The organism is Pantoea sp. PNA 03-3, assembly GCF_003201175.1.
Lineage (GTDB): Bacteria > Pseudomonadota > Gammaproteobacteria > Enterobacterales > Enterobacteriaceae > Pantoea > Pantoea stewartii.
The window spans coordinates 451,809-470,806 of the sequence record NZ_QICO01000001.1 but is presented as its reverse complement, the minus strand read 5'-3'; the positions used below and the strand labels follow the sequence as shown (position 1 = coordinate 470,806).

At 55.1% G+C, this 18,998-nt stretch carries 20 protein-coding genes; 13 read left to right on the top strand and 7 right to left on the bottom strand.

Translation table 11 applies throughout. The features are described from left to right. Nucleotides 1-59 precede the first annotated feature (59 nt). The 12 genes from C7433_RS02165 (at nt 60) to C7433_RS02105 (ending at nt 9,591) form a co-directional block, all read left to right on the top strand. Nucleotides 60-644 carry a YceI family protein gene (locus tag C7433_RS02165; RefSeq protein ID WP_110267528.1) on the top strand — a complete coding sequence of 195 codons (585 nt, stop codon included), beginning with the start codon at nt 60-62 and terminating at the stop codon, nt 642-644. A 524-nt stretch (nt 645-1,168) separates the two neighbouring features. Next, nucleotides 1,169-2,149, top strand: coding sequence for a 6-phosphofructokinase (locus C7433_RS02160; protein WP_054687763.1), 981 nt, complete (start codon nt 1,169-1,171; stop codon nt 2,147-2,149). Between the two features lie 9 nt (nt 2,150-2,158). Next, nucleotides 2,159-2,473, top strand: coding sequence for a PTS sugar transporter subunit IIB (locus C7433_RS02155; protein ID WP_033741363.1), 315 nt, complete (start codon nt 2,159-2,161; stop codon nt 2,471-2,473). Next, nucleotides 2,466-3,833, top strand: coding sequence for a PTS sugar transporter subunit IIC (locus C7433_RS02150; protein ID WP_110267527.1), 1,368 nt, complete (start codon nt 2,466-2,468; stop codon nt 3,831-3,833). Before C7433_RS02155 ends, C7433_RS02150 begins: the two co-directional genes overlap by 8 nt. Further along, nucleotides 3,820-4,662 carry a class II fructose-bisphosphate aldolase gene (locus tag C7433_RS02145; RefSeq protein ID WP_058701942.1) on the top strand — a complete coding sequence of 281 codons (843 nt, stop codon included), beginning with the start codon at nt 3,820-3,822 and terminating at the stop codon, nt 4,660-4,662. Before C7433_RS02150 ends, C7433_RS02145 begins: the two co-directional genes overlap by 14 nt. A gap of 63 nt (nt 4,663-4,725) precedes the next feature. Next, on the top strand, nt 4,726-4,995 hold the full coding sequence (locus C7433_RS02140; protein ID WP_033741367.1) for a hypothetical protein: 270 nt from the start codon (nt 4,726-4,728) through the stop codon (nt 4,993-4,995). Nucleotides 4,996-5,004: 9 nt separating this feature from the next. Beyond that, complete coding sequence (locus C7433_RS02135) at nt 5,005-5,442, top strand: PTS sugar transporter subunit IIA (RefSeq protein ID WP_033741369.1); 438 nt, start codon at nt 5,005-5,007, stop codon at nt 5,440-5,442. Beyond that, the gene (locus C7433_RS02130; RefSeq protein WP_039340414.1) at nt 5,439-6,080 is read left to right on the top strand and encodes a glucokinase; all 642 of its coding nucleotides are present in this window, start codon (nt 5,439-5,441) and stop codon (nt 6,078-6,080) included. Before C7433_RS02135 ends, C7433_RS02130 begins: the two co-directional genes overlap by 4 nt. Beyond that, nucleotides 6,031-6,462, top strand: a complete 432-nt coding sequence (locus C7433_RS02125) for a thiol-disulfide oxidoreductase DCC family protein (protein WP_033741374.1) — start codon at nt 6,031-6,033, stop codon at nt 6,460-6,462. The genes C7433_RS02130 and C7433_RS02125 overlap by 50 nt, the downstream gene beginning before the upstream one ends. Before the next feature lie 149 nt (nt 6,463-6,611). Continuing rightward, a complete protein-coding gene (locus tag C7433_RS02120; protein WP_110267526.1) occupies nt 6,612-7,019 on the top strand; it encodes a DUF2231 domain-containing protein in 408 nt (135 codons plus the stop codon). A gap of 12 nt (nt 7,020-7,031) precedes the next feature. After that, on the top strand, nt 7,032-8,333 hold the full coding sequence (locus tag C7433_RS02115) for a sorbosone dehydrogenase family protein (protein WP_110267525.1): 1,302 nt from the start codon (nt 7,032-7,034) through the stop codon (nt 8,331-8,333). A gap of 628 nt (nt 8,334-8,961) precedes the next feature. Beyond that, nucleotides 8,962-9,591: a DapH/DapD/GlmU-related protein gene (locus C7433_RS02105; protein ID WP_033741380.1), complete on the top strand. Its 630-nt coding sequence runs from the start codon at nt 8,962-8,964 to the stop codon at nt 9,589-9,591. A 49-nt stretch (nt 9,592-9,640) separates the two neighbouring features. On the opposite strand, the gene C7433_RS02100 is transcribed toward C7433_RS02105, so the two are convergent. The 7 genes from C7433_RS02100 to C7433_RS02070 all read right to left on the bottom strand — a co-directional run bounded on the left by C7433_RS02100 (nt 9,641) and on the right by C7433_RS02070 (nt 17,628). Further along, nucleotides 9,641-11,107: a catalase gene (locus C7433_RS02100; protein ID WP_033741382.1), complete on the bottom strand. Its 1,467-nt coding sequence runs from the start codon at nt 11,105-11,107 to the stop codon at nt 9,641-9,643. Nucleotides 11,108-11,562: 455 nt separating this feature from the next. Beyond that, entirely contained in the window at nt 11,563-12,594 is a 1,032-nt protein-coding gene (locus C7433_RS02095; protein ID WP_033741384.1) for an NADP-dependent oxidoreductase, read from the bottom strand. A 359-nt stretch (nt 12,595-12,953) separates the two neighbouring features. Further along, entirely contained in the window at nt 12,954-14,075 is a 1,122-nt protein-coding gene (locus C7433_RS02090) for an NAD(P)/FAD-dependent oxidoreductase (RefSeq protein WP_369974371.1), read from the bottom strand. Nucleotides 14,076-14,103: 28 nt separating this feature from the next. After that, a complete protein-coding gene (locus C7433_RS02085; protein ID WP_110267523.1) occupies nt 14,104-15,177 on the bottom strand; it encodes a Gfo/Idh/MocA family oxidoreductase in 1,074 nt (357 codons plus the stop codon). After that, a complete protein-coding gene (locus C7433_RS02080) occupies nt 15,177-15,923 on the bottom strand; it encodes an amino acid ABC transporter ATP-binding protein (protein ID WP_039340407.1) in 747 nt (248 codons plus the stop codon). Before C7433_RS02080 ends, C7433_RS02085 begins: the two co-directional genes overlap by 1 nt. 1 nt (nt 15,924) lies before the next feature. Beyond that, on the bottom strand, nt 15,925-16,731 hold the full coding sequence (locus tag C7433_RS02075; protein WP_033741390.1) for an amino acid ABC transporter permease: 807 nt from the start codon (nt 16,729-16,731) through the stop codon (nt 15,925-15,927). A gap of 75 nt (nt 16,732-16,806) precedes the next feature. Next, nucleotides 16,807-17,628, bottom strand: coding sequence for an ABC transporter substrate-binding protein (locus C7433_RS02070; RefSeq protein WP_039340405.1), 822 nt, complete (start codon nt 17,626-17,628; stop codon nt 16,807-16,809). A gap of 194 nt (nt 17,629-17,822) precedes the next feature. Between C7433_RS02070 and C7433_RS02065 the strand changes: the two genes are divergently transcribed. Continuing rightward, entirely contained in the window at nt 17,823-18,932 is a 1,110-nt protein-coding gene (locus C7433_RS02065) for a LacI family DNA-binding transcriptional regulator (RefSeq protein ID WP_110267522.1), read from the top strand. Nucleotides 18,933-18,998 lie beyond the last annotated feature (66 nt).

The following is an 18,998-nucleotide window of genomic DNA, read 5'->3' as shown; positions in this document are numbered from 1 at the left end:
TTTTTATTCCTGCCGCTTTGCACCAGACTTAATGTGACGCCATAAAAAAGGAATGAAAAGTGAAAGATATTAAACGTTTTACACTGCCACTGATCGCAGTTGCCGCGCTGTATATCCCGGTTTCTCAGGCTGAGACAATGCACTACCAGCTGGACCCACAGCATACGTCGGTCGTTATGAGCTGGGAACACTTCGGCTTCTCGCATCCTACCGCCGATATTCCGGATGCCACGGGGTCACTGGTGTTCGACAGCAGCAAACCCGAGCAGTCGCGTGTTGACGTGACCTTGCCTGTCACCAAAATTGACAGCCATGTGCCTGCACTGACGAAAGAATTTAAAGGCGCCGACTATTTTGACGTCGCCAAATACCCGAGCGCGACCTTCCGCAGCACCAAAGTCATTGCTAAAGGCGATAACAAATTTGACGTAGAAGGTAATCTGACGCTGAAAGGCATCACCAAACCGGTTACGCTGCACGCCACGCTGAACAAGCAGGGTGAGCATCCGATGGTGAAAAAGCAGGCGATTGGTTTTGATGCGACCGGCACCATCAAGCGTTCTGACTTCAAACTGGATAAATACGTGCCTGCGGTCAGCGACGATGTCAAACTGACCATCTCCACCGAAGCGTACGCAAAATAACGCTTCCAGCATGTTTTCCCGCCCGGCACATCCGTTGCCGGGTTTTTTATGCCCGCTTCACCCAATGCCACCGGTACAACACAGCCCGCTTTGCGCAAACGTTCATCATCGTGCCGCGCGTGTAAAAAAACCGGTGAACGCTTAACCGGACAAGATGAATCCTTTTTCGCTGCCGAAATAACCGGTATCTGTGCTGCCCGTATAACTAACCCGCCAGCATCACAGTGAAAAGTGAGGCGAAAATCACAAATCTGCATCGCGGTTTTTTTGTTATCCGGACACGCGCCTGAAATAACCGTTTCTCTTCGCCTGATGATATTTAACCCGTTGTTTTATCAACCGAAGCTCACAGACCGGGCGCGCTTATTAATTGTGATTTAATTCACATAAACACCTGTTTTAACCCCGCTGTCAATCTATCCACCCGGCAAAATACTCTCGTTTTTGTGATCTCACTTGCAAATATAAGGCTTGTATCCCGAAACAATAGCCCGCAGACGCATTGAGCCAGAGAGGAATGGAGAATGAGAATCGGGATGGTAATCAGCGGCGGCGATGTTACCGGCATAAATAATTTTATTTTTCAGATTGCGAGAATGACGCAGGCGGAAATGCTGTTATTTAATGGCGGTATTCCGGGACTTCTCGATAATGTCTGTCAGGAAATTGCACAACGCGATTTAGTGGATTTCTCTGTTACCTCGATTCCGGTTATGCAGTCGGGAAGGACCACGCGAAAATTAATTCGCAGCGAATACGAAACCATCACCCGACAGCTTAAGGCATTGCGTATTGATGTATTAATTATGGCCGGCGGAGATGGCTCACTGCAATTTTTACATACGCTGAGCGAATTCGGTGTGAACTGTTTTGGCATCGGTATGACGATTGATAACGATGTCTTCGGCAGTGATTACACCGTGGGCTTTTCCACTGCCTGTGAGCAGGTACTTAAAGAGGTGGCAAAACTGCGGAATACGGGCCGCGCATTAACCGGCCGGGTATTTATGGTCGAGTTGCTCGGCGGTTACTGCGGTGAACTGACGCTGCAATCGGCAATAAAATCGAATGCGGATTTTGCGTTAATCCCCGAGTGTCAGATTCCGACGGCGACGCTGGCCGGGCGCATCACTCAGCGCCTCAGTGAACAGAACAGCGTCATTATCCTGTGCTCTGAGGGCTATACACGTGAATATTCACCGGGCTTTCAGGGCGCAATCGATACCTTAATTAAGCAACTTGAACCGTTGATCGGTGTGCGCATTCGCAAAACGATTGTCGGTTATGGACTGCGTAATGGCGATCCCACCTGTGAAGAAATTTATCAGGGCACCATTATGGCAAGTGAAGTGGTTCGTTGTATTCAATCCGGAATGCGCAATAAAGCCGTCATTATTAACGGCAGCAATAAGCCTATTCCGATTGACTTAATAAGCATGAAAAAACGCCTGGTCGATACAGAAGGGCACCATTATAAACTCGCTAAACAACTGCAAATAGTGTGAGGAGAAAACATGCTGAAAATTTTATGTGTTTGTGGTTGTGGTCTGGGTTCAAGTTTCGCCATCGAAATGAGTGCGAAAGCCGTTTTAAAAAAACTGGAAATTGAAGCCGATATCGATCACACCACAATTTCAGAAGCTAATGCATTTAAATCCGACATGATTCTGACGCAAAAAGCGTTTGCGGATGTTTTAAATGCTGACGCCACACCAGAACAGATTAAACGGGTCATTATATTAAATAAACTTACCGATAAAGCCGAAATTGAGCAAAAGATCGTGGCTTTCTTAAAAGAACGTAATATGAAGGTTGCTAATCATGAATAGTGTAATCAATTTTCTGGTTAAAGATTTACTGGGGCAGGCATCCATTCTTATCGCTTTTATTGCGCTGATTGGGCTGGTGCTGCAAAAGAAATCTGCGGGAAAAGTGGTGGAAGGGACGTTTAAAACCCTGCTCGGCTTCTTAATTATGATGGCGGGCATCAATATTATTGTCGGCGCACTGACCTTCCTGAACAGTATCTTCACCCACGGCTTTGGCATGCAGGGCTACATCACTGATGTGGCTGCCATCGCCGGGCTGGCCAACCGTGAACTGGGCTCCGAAGTGGCCATGACGCTGCTGGTGATCTTTATCGTCAATATCATCATTGCCCGCCTGACGCCGTTTAAATACATCTTCCTGACCGGACAGGCGTTGTTATGGATGGCCACGATTGGTGCCGTCATCGGCTATAAAGCAGGCTTAACCGGCTTACCGCTGATTCTGACCGGCGGGATTTTTGGTGGCGTTATGGCTGTCGTGATGCCCGCGCTGGCCCAGCCGGTGATAAGGCGCATTACCGATTCGGATGATGTCGCCCTGGGCCACTTCTGTACCATCGGCTATCTGCTGACGGCGGCCGTGGCGAAGGTGGTCGGTAAAGGGTCACGTTCGACGGAGGATCTGAAGTTACCGGACAACTTCAAATTTTTACAGGACACCTACCTGTCAATGGCGGTGGTGATGGTGCCAATGTACCTGATCCCTGCGCTGGCAGCCGGTCCCGCCTTTATTGCGCAGTACAGCAGCGGCACCAACTACCTGATGTATGCCTTTATGCAGTCCATTCAGTTTGTCGCGGGCGTGTTTGTCCTCTACAGCGGTGTGCGACTGCTGCTGAATGAACTGGTTCCTGCATTCCGTGGCATTGCCATGCGGCTGGTGCCGGATGCGAAGCCTGCACTCGACTGCCCGGTCATGTTTCCTTATGCGCCTAACGCAGTCATTGTCGGTTTCCTGGCGACCACGCTCGGCTCCGTGGTCGGCATGCTGGTGTTCCCGATGTTTGGTCTGGCAATGATTCTGCCGGGTCTGCTCACCAACTTCTTTGCAGGCGGCACGGCAGGCGTGTTTGGTAATGCGCTGGGGGGCCGGCGCGGGGCGATGATCGGGGGCTTCGTGCACGGCTTATTCATTACCTTCCTGCCGGCCATTCTGGTGCCGATGCTGGAAAGTTATGGCTTTACCGGCGTGACCTTCAGCGATTCCGACGTCATCAGTACCGGGCTGGTTTTGGGACATGCTTTCCAGAATAACTGGTTGTTCGTCGCCGTATTCGTCGCCTTTGTTACCGCTATCGCCTGGTTTGTTAACGGAAAATCCACTTCATCCCGTGAGGAAAACGTGCATGAAACTTTATAATTTCACTGACCTGCTCAAGATTGCCAAAGAACGTGATTTTAAAGCGGTGGGATCGTTTAATCTACATTGTCTGGAAATGCTGCCCGCCTTTTTTAAGGCGGCAGAACAAACCCACAGCCCGTTAATGATTCAGATATCTACCGGTACGGCAAAATATCTCGGACACGAATTACTGGTCGATGCCGTTAAATCTTTAGCGAAAAGTAAAAATATTCCAACCTGTCTGCATCTGGATCACTGTTCTGATTTAGAGGCGATTCAGACAGCGATTAACGCCGGATTCAGTTCGGTCATGTACGATGGCTCACATTTACCGCTTGAGGAAAATATTGCTAATACCCGACGGGTTATTGATATGGCGCGCCCGCTAAATGTCTCCGTGGAAGCTGAGCTGGGCGCAATCGGCGGATCGGAAGATGGTAAATGCGTGGAGATGGATGAAATTGCGTTTACCCCTGTAGAGGATGCCAGGCGCTTTGTGCACGAAACGGGCGTCGACATGCTGGCGATTTCCATCGGCACCGTGCACGGCCTGTATACCGGGAAAGCCCATATTCAGCACCAGCGCCTTGCCGCAATCACCGACGCCACCGCGACGCCGCTGGTCCTGCACGGCGGAACGGGCGTGAGTGATGAAGATATGCGCCTGGCTGTCAGCAGCGGTATCGACAAAGTGAACGTGGGCACCGAGATGAATGTCCAGTGGGTGGCGCAGTGCAAAACCACGTTCGAAAAAGGCAAAGTAAACGACAGCGTGCGTAATTTCCTGGTGCCCGCTAATAATGCGGTAACCAATGTATTAGTGGAAAAAATGCAGTTATTCCGCTAACCCCATTTATCCCGACGTAAATAAACCTGAAGTGCCCGCGCGCTTTTCGGGGCAGGAGTCGCTATGTTTGGATTCATGAAAAAGAAAGTGGAAAATCATCCGCAGGATGCGGCTGAACAGGATCGCCTGGCAGAATCCGTCAGCGAGAAAATAAGGCAGCTGGAAGCGAAGCTGGCCAGTAATACCGCCGATACCGACACGCAAAAACAATTAATGCTGGAATATAACCGGGCATTATCACTCTATGCAAAAAGCCGTCGTTACCGGGATCACATCGATCCTCTGTTTGTGAAAATTGATGAATTACGCAATCTGGTGCGAAAATCAGTTTAAGGAGCAGTAATGACCATTAAACAGTTATTACAGGAAGCCAATGCCATTCAGGTCGGGGTTGCGGCCAGCGACTGGCAACAGGTGATCGCCATGGCGGCCAAACCGCTGGTGGCGGGCGGCTATATTCGGGCCTCGTATCCTCAGGCTGTCATTGATAACACGCTCACGCACGGTGCCTATTATGTGTTTGAAGAAGGTATCGCCATTCCTCATGCCCGCCCGGAAACGGGCGTTATTCGCGACTGTTTTAGTCTGATTGTGCTGGCAGAACCGATCTCGTTTGAGGGCAGTGAAAAGGCCGATATCGTCATCATGTTCGGTGCCCGTGACAGTAATGCCCACATTGAAGAGGGCATTCGCGCGATTGTCTCGCTGCTTGACGATGACGCGACGCTGGTCAAACTACGCCAGGCCAGTAGCGTGGCGGACGTCATGGAGATCTTATGACCAGACAGGCGGAAAGTAAGCGAGTAGTACTGGTTAACGGAATTCCCGCCTCGGGCAAAAGTACGCTGACCCGGATGCTGTCCGGGCGTTTCACCTTACCGGTATTAACGCTGGACAGCATTAAGGAGCCCTTCATGTCCAGCTTCGCCCCGGTCGATCGTCAGCGTAACCGACAGCTCGGCTGTGCGGCTTACCAGGCGATCTGGAATATTGTGGGCCAGTCACCGGTGAACACGGTTTTTCTGATTGATGCCTGGTTTGGGTTTCAGTCGAAAAGCGTGCTGGAGCAGGGTTTGCAGCGAGCGGGCGTGGATGAGGTGCTGGAGATCTGGATGCAGATCTCACCCGATGAGGCGGTGGCGCGTTACCAGGCTCGCCTGGCGCAACGCATGCCGGGTCACCCCGGCGCGGAGTATCTTCCGGAACTGCGTCGTCTGGCGGAAGAAGCACAACCCATGGCACTGGGGCCGCTGCTGCGGGTTAATGCCAGGGCCATCGATGAAGCGGCGGTTTGTCAGTGGCTGGCTCAGCATACGGGAAAGAAGGACTATACTGCGTCTGTTGAGGATGAAACAGAGGAGCCGCCCCATGCCACAGCCCCCTTATCTGCAAACGGGCGAGAGCGTCGTGCTTTATGATGGTGTATGCAAACTTTGTACAGGATGGGTGCGTTTCCTGTTGCGCCACCGGCTGGCGCGGCAGGTCCGTTTTGCTTCCGTCCAGAGTGAGGAGGGCAAAGCACTACTGAGATGGGCCGGCCTGCCTGACGACAATATCAGCACGATCGTCTACATTCGGGATGAACAGCACTGGCTTCGGGCGCAGGCTATTTTTCGCGTTTTTCAGCAGTTGCCGCTGCCGTGGCGCATCATGAGCGTGCTGCGCTGGTTGCCGAAACGCCTCAGTAACCTTTTTTACGACGCCATTGCGCTGAACCGCTACAGGCTGTTTGGCCGCTATGCGACGCAACAGCCCATTCGCGCCGATTATCCAGGCCGGTTCCTGTCGCATCAGGCCTGACGACACCGTTTACCCGTCATCGCCTGCAAAGGTGAATTAAAACCATCATTTTTCTTCAGGTTTACTAATATTTTACAGGCAGGTTAACAACGTAATGGAAGGTAATACGTTGTGCCTGGGCTGTATAACTATTGAAAATGGAGAAAATCATGCGCAACACCTCTGGACGATCGGCCATCGCCGTGACGCTTTACGCTCTCCTCGAACCTCTACCGGTGGGCTTTTTTGTAGCGGCCTGGCTGTTCGATATCGTCTATATGAAGACGACTGTCATCTTCTGGTCTGTCAGTGCCAGTTGGTTAATCGCGATAGGTCTGGTCATTGCTGTTCTGCCAAGAGTAATTAGTCTTATTTATCTGTTCCGCGGCGGCAGCGCGCCAGAGAAAACCCATTTCTGGATCTCGCTGGTGGCTATCCTGCTGGCTATCGCCAACGCCTTTATTCACAGCCGTGATGCGTACGCCGTGGTGCCCACGGCGGTGATTCTCTCAACGCTGGTGGTGATACTGCTACTGCTGGCGAATGTGCAACTTGCCCTTCGTCAACGCATCGCTTAAGGAGAAGCCCCAATGAAAATGCCACAATATTCCCTGATAGCGTTGGCGCTGACGGCCCTGTTAGCCGGGTGTGATAACGGTGCGTCGGTCGCGCCTGAAAAACAGATTGGTGCGAATCCTGAGCTGCCGGAAGCCAAAAATTTTATGGTACCGCCGATGCAGGTGCCCAAAGGTGTTCCGTGGAAGAACGGCGAAATGCCTAAGGTCGCCGAGGGGCTGAAGATAGAGAAGATTGCCGATAAGCTTCAGCATCCGCGTCAGGTCTACGTGCTGCCGAACAACGATATTTTGGTCGCGGAATCCAACGGCACACCCAAACCCACGACCAAGCCGAAAGAGTTGATTACGGGTCTGGTAAAAAATGCCTCAGGCAAAGGGGGCAAAGGCGGTAACCGCATCACCCTGTTGCGTAATGTGAATGGCAAGTGGGAGCAACACCGCTTTATCGAGAATCTGACCGCGCCGTTTGGCATGCAACTGGTCGGGAATACCCTGTATGTGGCAAATGCAGACAGTCTGGTGAAATTTCCCTACAGCGAAGGCCAAACCGAGATTCGCACCGCGCCGGAAGAGGTGACCGAATTACCCGGCGGGCCCATTAACCACCACTGGACAAAAGCGCTGTTAGCCAGTCCTGATGGCAGCAAACTGTACGTCGGCGTCGGGTCGAACAGCAACATCACCGAAAACGGTATTGGTGCGGAATACCGCCGTGCCGCCGTGCTGGAGGTCGATGCCGCCAGCGGTGCCAGCCGCATTTATGCCAGCGGCTTGCGTAACCCAACGGGGCTCGACTGGGAGCCGCAGACGAAGCAGTTGTGGGCGGTCGTCAACGAGCGTGACGAAATTGGCTCGGATCTGGTGCCCGACTACCTGACGTCTGTTAAAGAGAAGGGCTTCTATGGCTGGCCCTACAGCTATTTTGGTCAACACGTTGATGTACGCGCTCAGCCGCAGCGACCGGATCTGGTCAAAACAGCCATCAAGCCTGATTACGCTCTGAGCTCGCATGTCGCCCCACTGGGCCTGTTGTTTTATGGTGCAGAGAATATGCCGCAGTACCGGGGCGGTGCCTTTATCAGCGAGCATGGGAGCTGGAACCGTAAGCCACTGAACGGCTACAAGGTCATCTGGGTGAAATTCGAAAACGGGAAACCGGTGGGGCAACCGCAAACCGTGGTGTCCGGCTTTTTGACTGAGGATGAAAAAGAAGTGCACGGCTTACCGGTGGGCCTGGCCAGCGATAAGCAGGGCGGGTTAATTATCGCCGATGATGCAGGTGATACGATCTGGCGCGTCAGTTCAGCGAAGTAATTGCGACTGCGCAGGCATAAAAAAAGGATTTGGCATAACGCCAAATCCTTTTTTCTTTTGTTCGTCCTGCGGCGGGTAACCGGAGGACAAACGAGGTGCTCAGCACTCTCCACAGGTTGAGTGTAAAGAGTGACAGCGAAGACTTCAAGTTTGGCCAAAATACTGTATATTTATACATGTGTTGAGCGTCGGGCATCGCACCGTGGTTAACTGATTGCTTCCAGGGGAGCACGGTTATGTAAATCCCGGCAGGTCCCAGGTGGTGCTGGCCTGTGGCTTAAACCATGAGTGCCGCTCAGCCCTCTCCACAACGTTGTGCTCAGGCAGTCGGCGGGTAATGTCAGAGTCCCGGCTGCTGAACAGCGCGCTCCCTAAGCAGGAGAAGGAAAGTGATGGAACTGACTAAGCTGATTCTGGAGATTATCCGGGTCATCTTGCAGATCATCGTTGCCCTTTTGCAACTGACCGGTCATGCAAAATAACCGGAACTTTGACCAAGGCGGAGCTAACCACTCCGCCTTTTTCGTTGTCAATTGTCTGTCATGTTATCCGGCTACAGTGGCGCGGCAGTCAGGCGCCTTACGTGCATCACTTATCCAGACCTCAGACCAGAGCCGGGAGCGTTTCCATGTCACTTGCCGCGGTAAAACCCGCCAAACTTCAGCAAACCGAAATCGATGCCAGCGTACGCATGCGTGAAACGCAGATTGGCGCGCAGTGTGAAATTCTGGCTCACAGCTATCTGGAATACAGCACCCTGGGCGATTTCTCCTATGTAGGTGAACATTGTTGCATTGCCGACAGTGAGATTGGCCGTTTCACCGCGATCGCTAATCAGGTCCGGATTGGCGCGCCGAATCACCCGATGAATCGCGCGTCACAACACCGCTTTACCTATTGTCCGGAGTATTACGACGCGACCGCCACGCGCGACCACGGTTTTTTCACCGCCCGGCGAGAAGACAGAGTGATCATTGGCAATGACGTCTGGATCGGTCATGGCGTGATCGTATTGCCCGGCGTCACGGTGGGCGACGGGGCGGTGCTGGCGGCGGGCGCGGTGGTGACGAAAGACGTTGCAGCCTATACCGTGGTCGGTGGCGTGCCCGCCAAACCGATTCGGGTTCGCTTCCATCCGGCGATTGCCACGCGCTTACAACACATCGCCTGGTGGAACTGGCCACGGGAAAAGATCATGGCAAACCTTGCCGATTTTCAGTCAGAGGATATTGAGCAGTTTTGTGCAAAGCATGGCTGAATGCGACGGGGATAAAACGGTGGCGGATGCCACCGTTTGGCAGGGCGGTTTAGCGTTTAGCCCGCGCGTCCAGCACGGCCGTGGCGATGCGGTCGCCAATGGTTTTGTCGATATTGCGCCAGTACGCAAAAGCCCGCGACAGCACTGGCTCTTCCACGCCGTTTAACAGATGACCCGTAACGTTGTTGACCAGCCGGTCACGCGCGGCGTCATCCATCACCTTATTGATCAACGTATTCGCCTGGCCTACGTCGTCGTCGTCACGGCGCAGAGAATAGGGTGCCCGTACCATATCGCCGCTGGCAGACCAGACCGAGTCGGTTGGATAACGTTCACCATCGGCAACCGGGCCGCCTTTGCTGTTGGGCGCATAAACCGGGTCGGATACCGGGTTAATGCGCATCGCGCCGTCTTTGCTGTAGCTGTTGACCGGCGACTGCGGGGCGTTAACCGGAATCTGCTTGTAATTTACCCCGAGTCGGGCGCGGTGGGCATCCGCATAGGCAAAGACGCGCCCGAGCAGCATCTTATCCGGGCTCAGACCAATACCGGGCACCAGATTGTTAGGCTCAAAGGCAGCCTGTTCAATCTGCGCATGGTTGTCGGTAGGATTGCGGTTCAGCGTAAGTTTTCCAACCTTGATCAACGGGTAATCGCTGTGCGGCCAGACCTTGGTGAGATCGAACGGGTTGTAGCGGTATTCATCTGCCTCCGCAAAGGGCATGATCTGCATATAGAGCGTCCAGCTCGGAAAGTGGCCGTTTTTAATGGACATGAACAGATCGCGCGTATGGTAATCGCCGTCCTCACCTGCCAGCTTATCGGCTTCCTGCTGCGTCAGGTTTTCAATGCCCTGATCGGTATGGAAGTGGTATTTCACCCAGAACTTCTCGCCCTGTGCGTTTACCCACATATAGGTGTGACTGGAGTAGCCGTTCATATGACGCCAGCTTTTGGGAATACCGCGATCGCCCATCAGCCACGTGACCTGGTGCGACGATTCCGGTGACAGCGTCCAGAAATCCCACTGCATATCGTTGTCACGCAGATTGTTGTCCGCACGGCGTTTTTGCGAGCGAATAAAATGCTGAAACTTCATCGGGTCGCGAATAAAAAACACCGGCGTATTGTTACCCACCAGGTCGTAATTGCCTTCGCGGGTATAAAACTTGATGGAAAAACCGCGTGGATCGCGCCAGGTATCCGGGCTGCCGCGCTCACCGGCTACGGTTGAGAAGCGCATCAGCACATCCGTTTTCGTGCCGGGCTGAAAAACGTTGGCTTTGGTGTAGCGACTGACATCTTCAGTCACCTCAAAAAAGCCAAAGGCACCGCTCCCTTTTGCATGTGGCTGCCGTTCAGGAATACGTTCACGGTTAAAGTTCGCCATCTGCTCAATCAGATAGTGATCGTGCAGTACCAGCGGGCCGTCCGGTCCTACCGACAACGAGTGCTCATCGCTGGCAACCGGAATGCCTGCGTCGGTGGTGGTGGGTTTACGCGCATCGTGACTCATTCAATTAGTCTCCATGTTTATACGGGTATTGCATGGAGTAAGCGTAGCGTAAAACTGAGAAGCGCAACGGTGAATCGTTCACTCTTTATATGACGATCTGTTTATCTTCCTGTTCGCCTCTGACCCAGGCAGGCAGGGCTTTTCACGCCCCAGACCTGACAAACCCACCGGGATGGTGAGTGTTTTTTAATCATTCCACCTTCAGGTGTTGTCGCAAGCTCATCAGGCCGTGATGCAGGAGATCTCTCCCTTTCCGGGCGAGGCGTGGGCGGTGTGTTGCCCGTAAGGTGAGGCTGGTGGGTATGTAGGGGGACGTTTTGGCCGGTACTGGTTCAGACAGCTCGCTGTCGGTCGTGCTCTGCCGCAGGCATTGAAGGCGGCAATAACTGTTTTACCGTCCGGCAGATAAAAAAATGCAACGTCAGTGACGTTGCATTTTTAAGTGACAGGTGGGGTTACGAGGCCACTTTCACGACGGTTTTACCGAAGTTTTTACCGTTCAGCATATCGATAAACGCTTTGGGTGCGTTCTCCAGACCGTCAATCATGTGCTCGCGATAGTGGATCTTCTTACTCTCTACCAGCGGCGTCATGGCTTTCAAAAACTCAGGATAGCGGTGGCCGTAATCCTGGAAAATGATAAAGCCCTGCATGCGAATGCGCCGGGTCAGAATACCGGCCATGATGCGTGAGGTACGGTCAGGGCCTGGCGGCAGCTCTTTTTGGCTGTAGGCAGAAACCAGTCCGCAAACCGGCACCCGCGCCGCCGGGTTCAGCAGCGGGAAGACCGCATCGAACACCTTACCGCCCACGTTTTCAAAATAGATATCAATGCCATCCGGGCAGGCATTTTTGAGCTGCTCTTCAAAGTCCTGGCTGTGGTGATCGATACAGGCATCAAAGCCCAGATTTTCCACCGCATGACGGCATTTTTCTTCACCACCCGCGACACCTACCACGCGACAGCCTTTCATTTTTCCTAACTGGCCCACGGTCGCGCCCACCGGACCGGTTGCCGCCGCGACAACCAGGGTTTCGCCTTCTTTCGGCTGACCGATATCCATTAATCCCATATAGGCCGTAAATCCGGGCATGCCGAGAATTCCCAGCGCCCATGAGGGATGCGGGAGGTCGCTATTCAGACGGGCAACGTCTTTACCATCAGACACGGCATATTCCTGCCAGCCGCTCTGGCAAAGCACCCAGTCACCCGCTTTAAATTCACTGTTTTTGGATTCGGCGACCTGACAAACCGTGCCGCCAACCATCGGCTTATCCAGCTCTGCCGGTGGCGCGTAAGATTTCCCTTCATCCATACGTCCGCGCATATAAGGGTCGAGTGACAGATAAATCGTACGCAGTAAGATCTCGCCATCTTTGATTTCAGGTGTCGGCTGCGCAACATAACGGAAGTTGTCTTCCGTTGGTTCACCCTTGGGGCGTGAAGCCAAAAGCCAGGCGTGATTTGTTGTCGATTGTTCAGTCATAAAGTCGTCCTTTGCATGGGCAAACCGCTCAGGGTTGCCGGGAATGAATGGCTAAGTGTAGATGACAGAACAAAGCATGCTTAACCGTGCTGGCGGTCAACGGGCGGGGCAAACAGGACTCGCCCGGCGTACCGCTACGCACAGCGCGCGCCACGTGGCCCGTTCAGATTGCTCCGAATCCAACGCGTCGTGACGGTGTCACACGGGGAACAACGTTATACCGGTCGTCACGGAGTCTGAAGGGGGCGGTGACGCTGAAAGCCGCGTCAGGTGGCGGGAGAAAGGGGGCAAAGATGCCCCAGCGCATAACCATGTCGCAGACGGTTCCCGCGCCGTCGGGCGACGGCGCGGGGGCGGGCTTAGTTAAATCGTTCCGGCCGGAAGGTCGCGAGCATGGGATGCCGGACGTCGTTAAGGATCTCCTCCGTCAGCAATTCGCCCAGAATCAGTGCCAGCGTTGCGCCCGAATGGGTAAAGGCCACAAAGCAACCGGGGACTTTTTTCAGCTCCCCGACAACCGGTTCACTATCCCCCGGCACGGGTTTCAGGCCAATTTTCCAGCTGTCTGCTTCCAGTGGTGCGCCGTCGCCAAGCAGGTGACCCGCATCCGCCATTAACTGGCGAATAACGGCATGATCGATGCTGTACTGACCATCAGCATGCGCAACGATATCCTCTTCATACCAGTCATGATCGACCGCCAGCGTACGGCCAGGGTTGGGACGTATCGCCGCGCGGGGCGTATTTAATACCACGTTAAGATCGCGTTCCTGTGCGGTAGTGGTAACCAGCATGGACACCGGCGACCCGTTGGGAATGCGTACACCAAGCGGCGCAACGACATCGGGCGTCCAGGGACCACAGGCGACAAGCACCCGATCGGCCATGATGTCGCCCCGTTTCGCGCTGCGAATGCCTGTGGCCCGCCCACCTGCGGTCAGCACACTGGCTTTGCCTGCCTGTTCAATCACTTCGCCGCCTGCGGCTTTGAAATCCTCAACCAGTTTTGCGGCCAGATGCGGCAGGCTTACCCAGCCCTCACCAGGGTTGGCAATAGCGACGCTGGCCAGCGCGCTGGGGTTAACCTGCGGATCCACCTCATGCACCGTGCGCGGATTAACCAGCCGGGAAGCATAGCCAAGGGCGTTTTCATAATCATGACGCGCTTTGGTGCCCGCCTCGTCATCCGCCGCCCAGAACAGCGCACCGTCAAAGCGCAGCCAGCTGAGATCGGGATGGCGGGCAAACAGGGTGCGGTAGCGGTCAATGCCCGCCATTCTCAGCGCATGGTAAGGCGCGGAACGCTCTCCGGCAGAGTTAAGCCAGGAAAGTGAACGTCCTGATGCGCCAGAGCAGAGTTCGGCTTCGGTGACCAGCGTCACTTTCGCGCCAGCCTGTGCCAGCTGGCATGCCGTGGAAACGCCTAAAATGCCGCCACCCAGTACAACAACGGTTTTGGCCACAGAGTTGTCAGTCATCATGGATTCCTTCTGTCAGAAAATACCCCATTCAGGCAAGGCGTACGCGACTTTGCCGATGGAGTTGCTCAATAAGTTTCAGCACGCCCAGCGCCTCGCTGGCGTCCACTGGCGGCGGGCCGCCGTGTACCAGGGCACGGGCAAGACGGTGATAAAATTCAGGGTAATTGCCGCGCTGCAGCGCCACCGCCTCACTTTGCTCCACGGTGCCCAGCCGGGCTGCGCGTTCAGGCGGCGTTACGCCGTAGGCGCTGTCAGTCGGGGACATGCCCGCGGCCAGCTGCGGCTCCTGGTTATCCAGGCCCCAGTGCGTAAAAGCTCGCTGGCTGCCCAGCAGATGGAAGCGGGGAGCATTAAGCGCGGCCTGGCCATTCATCCACAGCCGCGAACGCACGCCACAGGTATGCAGTAAAGAAACGAAGCAATCCTCATCGCTGTTGGACTGACTGCCGGAATAGCGTGCCAGCTCGGCGCTGGCCTCCTGCACCGGACCAAACAGCTGTATCGCCTGATCGATCAGGTGGCTGCCCAGATCCAGCAGCAGGCCGCCCCCTTGCGCAAGCGAAACGCTGTCGCGCCAGTTACCAAATCCGTCAGGTCGCCACCACTCAAAGCGCGACTCAAAGCTTCTGACGGTGCCAAATGCCTCGTCCTGCACCAGGCGTTGCAGCGTCAGAAAATCGCCGTCCCAGCGGCGATTGTGAAAGACCGTTAACAGGGTGCCAGCCTCTCGGGCGGCGTCAATCATCGCTTCCGCCGCGCTGACGTCAGGCGCAAAAGGTTTATCCACCACCAGATGGATACCGCGCAGGCTGGCCTGGACAGCCTGCTCACGGTGCTGAGCGGGCGGCGTCGCCAGCACAATAAGATCTACTGCGATGTCGCCGTTGTCGATCAACTGCAGCAGTGACGGCCAGTCCGGCACAATTCGCGCCTGGGGATAATGCGTTTTTGCCGCGGCGACGCGTTGCGCATTACCGGTCACGATCACCTCAAGACGGTAAGCGGCATCGTGTGAAATCAGTGGGGCATGAAAGACCTTGCCGGCAATGCCAAATCCCACCAGCGCCGTGCGGATGGGACCTGTCACCTTATGCTGTGCCATCAGAGCACCTCCGATAAAAAACGTTGTAAACGGGCAGATTGTGGACGTTCAAATAACTGATCGGGTGGCCCAGCTTCGACAATCTCGCCCTCATCCATAAACACCACCTGGTCGGCCACGCGGCGGGCAAATCCCATCTCATGCGTGACCACCACCATCGTCATGCCGCGCTCACAGAGTTCAGCCATCAGCGTCAGCACGCCTTTCACCAGTTCGGGATCGAGCGCCGACGTGGCCTCGTCAAACAGCATCACCTCGGGCTCCATCGCCAGCGCCCGGGCGATCGCGACACGTTGTTGCTGCCCGCCGGAGAGATCGCGCGGACGATGGTCGGCGCGCTGTGCTAAGCCGACCTCAGCCAGACGTTGCCGGGCAATTGTCTCTGCCTCCGTTTTCGAGCGGCCTTTGACTTTCCAGGGAGCCAGCGCGACGTTTTCCAGCGCACTGTGATCGGGGAACAGATTGAAGTGCTGAAAGACCATGCCAATGCGCAACCGCAGCGCATCGGGTTTGTCCTTCAGTACCGAACGCCCGGCCAGCAAGACGTCGCCGCTTTTGGGTTCATGCAGGCGATTGATACCGCGCAGCAGGGTCGATTTTCCCGATCCGGAAGGGCCGATGATGCAGGTGGTGGTGCCGGGCGCGATGGTCAGTGACACATTGCGCAGCACCTCAATCGGGCCGTACGCCAGGGTCAGATTACGCAGCTCCAGGCTTGCGCCGTGAAATGCAGTGGACGTTGCCATCTCAGTGTCCTCGTTCGCTGGTCAGGGAGGCCGTGGGCGTGACGGCGCGTTTTACCGCCACCTCATCAATTTCTTTCAGTCCGCTCTGCGGCGCCGTTGCCCGGCGGCGTCCGGTGCGGTAACGGACGTCAATATGGTTCACCGCATGGGTTAAGGGCACGGTAATCATCAGGTAGAACAGCCCCGCCAGCATCAGCGGTGACAGATTGCCGCTCAGCACCGCGGCATCCTGGCCAACCCGGAACAGTTCGCGCTGGCTGGACATCAGCCCCAGCAGATAAACCAGCGAAGAGTCTTTAATAATCGCGATGAACTGATTCACGATGGCAGGCAAGACGCGGCGGATGCCCTGAGGAATGATCACCAGCCGCATCGCCCGACCATAGCTCATGCCCAGCGCCCGGCAGGCTTCCATCTGGCCTTGCTCAATGCTCTGGATCCCTGAGCGAAAGATTTCGCCCATATAGGCGCTGGCAATCAGACTCAGGGCAAAAATGCCCAGCGGATAAGGTGAGGGGCCAAACAGCTGATAGCTGAAGCGCGCCAGCCCCTGACCAATCAGCAAAATGGTCAGGATTGAGGGCAGGCCGCGAAACAGATCGGTATACAGCCGGGCCGGTACACGCAGCCAGCGCGAAGGCGAAATCCCCATCAGCGCCAGAATCAGGCCGAAAAAGGTGCCCAGCAGCGTGGCGGCCAACGAGATGATCAACGTGTTGACCAGGCCCGTTGCCAGCAGCTGCGGCAGGACGTCCTTCATTGCAGAAAAATCAAAGAAGGTACGGGAAAGAATAGTGATCAGATCCATAGCCGATTCTCTGTTGCGGGTGACGGACAACGCCCGTCACCGAATGTATTCACTCGCACACCGGTTGCGCGGGGACTAATTGTGCTGAGGCAGATACTGTTCAGGCATAGGCGAGCCCGGAAACCACTTCTCATAAAGCTGTTTCCACGTCCCATCCTGCATCGCCGCTTTGATGGCTTTGTCCAGCGCCGCTTTAAAGGCCGGTTTGTTTTTCGCTATCGCCACGCCCGCCGGGGCGTCGAAAGAGGGGATGTTGGCTGCCGTCACCAGTTTGAAGCGGGTGGCATAATCTTTGGCGGCTTCGTAATCGAGGAACATGGCATCAATAGTGCCGTTGTTCAGCGCGGAAACGGCCGCGTTGTTATCGGGAAAGCGCACCAGATCGGTCTGTTTGAAGTTGGCCAGCGCATAGCTTTCCTGCAGCGTGCCCTGAATGACGCCCAGTCGCTTGTGCGCCAGCGTTGCCACGTTTTTCACGCCGGAATCGCTGCGGGTCAGCACCGTCAGGTAACCCGCCAGATAGCCCGTGGAGAAATCAACGGTTTTTTCACGGGCCGGTGTGATTCCGATCGCGGCCACGCCTGCATCATATTGTCCGTTGGCGACGGCGGGCAGGATGGCGGAAAAATCCTGTCCGACAAAATCCACCTTATCAATGCCCATACGATGGGCGACATTTTTGAAAAATTCGACGTCAAAGCCGGTGAAATTTCCGTCTTTGTCCGTAAAGGTATAGGGTTTCGCGTCGCCCAGGCTGGCGACACGCAGATGGCCCGGTTCAATCAGCCCATAGGGATTGTTGTCGCTGGCTGCCCGTGCACTGACGCTGGTTGAGAGCATTACCGCGAGGCCGAAGACAACGGCGGTTATTTTGGTTAAACGTTTATGCGATGTCATAAAGCTCTTCCATTTTGCAGGTGAAACGTCGAAGGTCACTGAGCCAGTACTGTCTGATTGAGACCGGTCTCAATGCGGGTCAAAATGAAACCGGTAGTTGTTGTGAGACCGGTCTCAAGTGGATACAATGATATTAAGCACACGCTTTCAGCAGCGTCAATTACGATGTTATCAACTTGTGATTCAAAATAATTATGACCAGCAAAAAACAGCAAGTACGCGGACCCACAGTAGCCGATGTGGCACGTCAGGCAGGCGTGTCAAAAGCCCAGGCGGCCAGAGCATTGGGCGGCTATGGCGCCGTAAGTGAAGAGGTACAAATCCGCGTCACCCAGGCGGCAGAAACCCTGGGTTACCGGCCCAATGAGCTGGCGCGCAGCATGAATACCGGGCGTTCGAACACGATTGGCGTGATCGTGGGCGATATTGAAAACCCGCATTTCGGCCTTGCGCTGCGTGGCATGGCGGATGTGGCGCGCCAGGCGGGGTTTCATTTGCTGCTCAGCAACAGCGATGAAACCGTGGAAGAGGAACGGGAAGCCGTGCGCGTCATGCTGGACAAGCGCGTTGATGGCATCATCGTGGCCCCCTGCAGCTCGCTGGCGTGTGATAACGACCATCTTAAACAGGTGCTGACGGAAGGCCGCGCGCTGATGACCTTTGACCGTTCCGTCGAAGGGCTGGACGTGGAAACCATTCAGGCTGACTTTCTTAACGTGGCGAGGGAGGCGACGCAGCTGTTGCTTAACGCCGGTCATCACCGTATCGCATACCTTTCCAGTATGCGCATTGCCGCGCCTTACACTCACGCGATGAGCTTAGGACCCACGCCGGTGGCGCAGCGGGTGAAAGGGATGATTGATGCCCACCACGATGCCGGTATGGCACTCGACCCGAATCTGGTGCGCCTGAATGCCCTTAACGAAGCGTGCATCGAACAGATTCTGACGGAGCTTCTCTCGCTTCCCGAACCGCCCAGTGCGCTGATTGCGTCCGACAATTTGATTGCAATGGGAATTCTACGTGGACTGGCCAGACGTGGGTTGCGTGTGCCCGAGGATATTTCGTTTGTTATGTACGATGATTTTCCCTGGACCGAACTGATGACGCCCGCGCTTACGGTCGTGGCCCAGCCGGTTTATGAGATGGGCCGCGAAGCCGCACGCCGGTTAATCTGCCATATCCGGCAGCAGCCCGCCGGCGCGTTACCGGCATTCGACAGCTGGATGGTGGTGCGGGGATCGGTCGGGCCAGTGCGGGCAGGAGGAAAGCCGGTTCCAGCCGCCTGGGCGCTGAGCAAATAGGGGATTGTTCTTACAGCGGTCTTACTGCCGTGTCCCGTCATTATCCTCAGACGAGCAGGCCCGAGC

Excerpts from the sequence above, each read along its gene's own strand:
- C7433_RS02150 (WP_110267527.1), top strand. The coding sequence starts at position 2,466 with ATGAATAGTGTAATCAATTTTCTGGTTAAAGATTTACTGGGGCAGGCA.
- C7433_RS02095 (WP_033741384.1), bottom strand. The coding sequence starts at position 12,594 with ATGACTGAACAATCGACAACAAATCACGCCTGGCTTTTGGCTTCACGC.
- C7433_RS02115 (WP_110267525.1), top strand. The coding sequence starts at position 7,032 with ATGAAAATGCCACAATATTCCCTGATAGCGTTGGCGCTGACGGCCCTG.
- C7433_RS02125 (WP_033741374.1), top strand. The coding sequence starts at position 6,031 with ATGCCACAGCCCCCTTATCTGCAAACGGGCGAGAGCGTCGTGCTTTAT.
- C7433_RS02145 (WP_058701942.1), top strand. The coding sequence starts at position 3,820 with ATGAAACTTTATAATTTCACTGACCTGCTCAAGATTGCCAAAGAACGT.
- C7433_RS02130 (WP_039340414.1), top strand. The coding sequence starts at position 5,439 with ATGACCAGACAGGCGGAAAGTAAGCGAGTAGTACTGGTTAACGGAATT.
- C7433_RS02120 (WP_110267526.1), top strand. The coding sequence starts at position 6,612 with ATGCGCAACACCTCTGGACGATCGGCCATCGCCGTGACGCTTTACGCT.
- C7433_RS02070 (WP_039340405.1), bottom strand. The coding sequence starts at position 17,628 with ATGACATCGCATAAACGTTTAACCAAAATAACCGCCGTTGTCTTCGGC.
- C7433_RS02080 (WP_039340407.1), bottom strand. The coding sequence starts at position 15,923 with ATGGCAACGTCCACTGCATTTCACGGCGCAAGCCTGGAGCTGCGTAAT.
- C7433_RS02140 (WP_033741367.1), top strand. The coding sequence starts at position 4,726 with ATGTTTGGATTCATGAAAAAGAAAGTGGAAAATCATCCGCAGGATGCG.
- C7433_RS02105 (WP_033741380.1), top strand. The coding sequence starts at position 8,962 with ATGTCACTTGCCGCGGTAAAACCCGCCAAACTTCAGCAAACCGAAATC.
- C7433_RS02155 (WP_033741363.1), top strand. The coding sequence starts at position 2,159 with ATGCTGAAAATTTTATGTGTTTGTGGTTGTGGTCTGGGTTCAAGTTTC.
- C7433_RS02160 (WP_054687763.1), top strand. The coding sequence starts at position 1,169 with ATGAGAATCGGGATGGTAATCAGCGGCGGCGATGTTACCGGCATAAAT.
- C7433_RS02085 (WP_110267523.1), bottom strand. The coding sequence starts at position 15,177 with ATGGCACAGCATAAGGTGACAGGTCCCATCCGCACGGCGCTGGTGGGA.
- C7433_RS02135 (WP_033741369.1), top strand. The coding sequence starts at position 5,005 with ATGACCATTAAACAGTTATTACAGGAAGCCAATGCCATTCAGGTCGGG.
- C7433_RS02075 (WP_033741390.1), bottom strand. The coding sequence starts at position 16,731 with ATGGATCTGATCACTATTCTTTCCCGTACCTTCTTTGATTTTTCTGCA.
- C7433_RS02065 (WP_110267522.1), top strand. The coding sequence starts at position 17,823 with ATGACCAGCAAAAAACAGCAAGTACGCGGACCCACAGTAGCCGATGTG.
- C7433_RS02090 (WP_369974371.1), bottom strand. The coding sequence starts at position 14,075 with ATGATGACTGACAACTCTGTGGCCAAAACCGTTGTTGTACTGGGTGGC.
- C7433_RS02100 (WP_033741382.1), bottom strand. The coding sequence starts at position 11,107 with ATGAGTCACGATGCGCGTAAACCCACCACCACCGACGCAGGCATTCCG.